The 2,139-nt window shown below is 58.9% G+C and carries 1 protein-coding gene; it reads left to right on the top strand.

Annotated elements, in window-relative coordinates; all coding sequences use genetic code 11:
- Positions 1–476 precede the first annotated feature (476 nt).
- Positions 477–2,139 (top strand): HAMP domain-containing protein (locus tag BN2476_RS48865; RefSeq protein ID WP_235851180.1); only part of this gene is annotated, 1,663 nt, incomplete at its 3' end.

The raw sequence follows: 2,139 nt of genomic DNA, 5'->3' as shown, positions 1-2,139 counted from the left end.
ACGGGCCAATAATCTGAAGTGACCTTGATGACTCGCCGCCGAGGTCTGGCGGCGACGAATCGAATGCTTTAATTGCCCGGCAATCGCCGGGCTTTTTTTATTCGTCGACTCGAAATGCTCAAGAAAAAAATACGGGTCTTTAAAACAAACCGGAAACAAGTACCGGTTCTCTTTAGGCTAGATCACGGTTGCAATTCGCTTTTAACATTTCACCGTGGATTCATCTATTCTTTGTTGCGTGCCTCGATGTCAGCCTGGCAGCTCACGACAAATTTAATAGCGGCGTGCCTCCCGATGCATGCCCATAACTGGTAACGTCTATGCTTACTGGGCATCCAGCCTGCCCGGTGCAGGCGTTCGCCCGCGCAGACGCGACTCCGGTAGAAATAGAGCAAAGACATAGGCCAAAGTGGTTTGTGAAAGCACGCAATTCAAAACCAGAATAAAGCCGCTTATTTGTGACAGGTGAGGAACGCATGGACACGTTCGCAGTCGAGTCACCGCAGCAATCCAATGATCAGCTTGCCCAAATCGCTGCCGCGCTAAATGCGCTGCGCCGGGGAGACACGTCATATCGTCTGCCGGATGACTGGGCGGGCGACGCCGGAAAAGTTGCGGCCGAATTCAATCTGTTGTCTTCGCAGACGGGGCGCATCGCGCAGGACATCGGCAAGATGTCGAGGCGTCTGTCCGTTCCAGGCTTCCTGCCAAAGGAAGTCGCGGTCAGTAGCGATGCGCTGGCAGGCGTCTGGCTCGATAGCGCGTCCCAGGTGAATCAGCTCTTCGACAGCGTGACGACTGCTCACGAATGCACGAGAACAGTGCTCGCCGCGCTGGCTGCGTTGCAAAAAGGAGAGGCCGTTTCGTTGCCTGCGGACTGGACGGGCATGCACGGCAAAGTCGCGCATGTCTTTAACGATGTGGTCGAGCAGAGCATCCGCATGTCGGAAGAACTCGGTCGCCTGAGCCGGGTGGTCGGCAAGGAAGGTCGGCTGAAGGAACGCGCTGCGCTTCCGTATGCGCGCGGCTTCTGGGGCGATTCGATCGATGCGGTGAATTCGCTGATCGCCGACCTCGTTCATCCGACGAGCGAAGTCGCCCGGGTGATCGGCGCGGTCGCGCAGGGCGATCTTTCGAAGAGCATGGCGCTCGAAGCCGATGGGCGGGCGTTGCAAGGCGAATTCCTGCACACGGCCAAGACGATCAACACGATGGTCGAGCAACTCGGCACGTTTGCCGTCGAAGTGACGCGCGTCGCGCGCGAGGTCGGCACGGAAGGCAAGCTCGGTGGCCAGGCTGACGTGCAGGGCGTTGCCGGCACATGGAAAGATTTGACCGATTCGGTCAACTCGATGGCGGGCAATCTTACGAGCCAGGTGCGCAATATCGCCGAAGTGACGAAGGCGGTTGCGGCTGGCGATCTGTCGAAGAAGATCACCGTCGACGTGAAGGGCGAAATACTCGAACTGAAGAACACGATCAACACGATGGTCGATCAGTTGCGCTCGTTCGCGTCGGAGGTGACGCGCGTGGCGCGCGAGGTCGGCACGGAGGGCAAGCTCGGCGGCCAGGCGGACGTGCAGGGCGTTGCGGGCACGTGGAAGGATCTGACCGACAACGTGAACTTCATGGCGGGCAATCTGACGAGCCAGGTGCGCAACATCGCAGAGGTCACGGTCGCTGTTGCAACAGGCGATCTGTCGAAGAAGATCACCGTTGACGTTAAAGGCGAAATACTCGAACTGAAGAACACGATCAACACGATGGTCGATCAGTTGCGCTCGTTCGCGTCGGAAGTGACGCGTGTCGCGCGCGAAGTGGGCACGGAAGGCAAGCTCGGCGGCCAGGCGGAGGTGCAAGGCGTCGCCGGCACGTGGAAGGACCTGACCGACTCGGTGAACTCGATGGGCAGCAATCTGACGGCACAGGTGCGCAATATCGCCGAAGTGACGACAGCCGTCGCGGCCGGCGATCTGTCGAAGAAGATTACCGTCGACGTGAAAGGCGAAATTCTCGGGCTGAAGAACACGATCAACACGATGGTCGATCAGTTGCGCTCGTTTGCATCGGAAGTGACACGCGTCGCGCGTGAAGTCGGCACGGAAGGCAAGCTCGGCGGTCAGGCGGAAGTGCAAGGCG

The sequence above is a fragment of the Paraburkholderia piptadeniae genome, assembly GCF_900007165.1.
In the GTDB taxonomy this organism is placed as follows: domain Bacteria; phylum Pseudomonadota; class Gammaproteobacteria; order Burkholderiales; family Burkholderiaceae; genus Paraburkholderia; species Paraburkholderia piptadeniae.
This window is presented reverse-complemented; position numbering and strand designations above follow the sequence as displayed.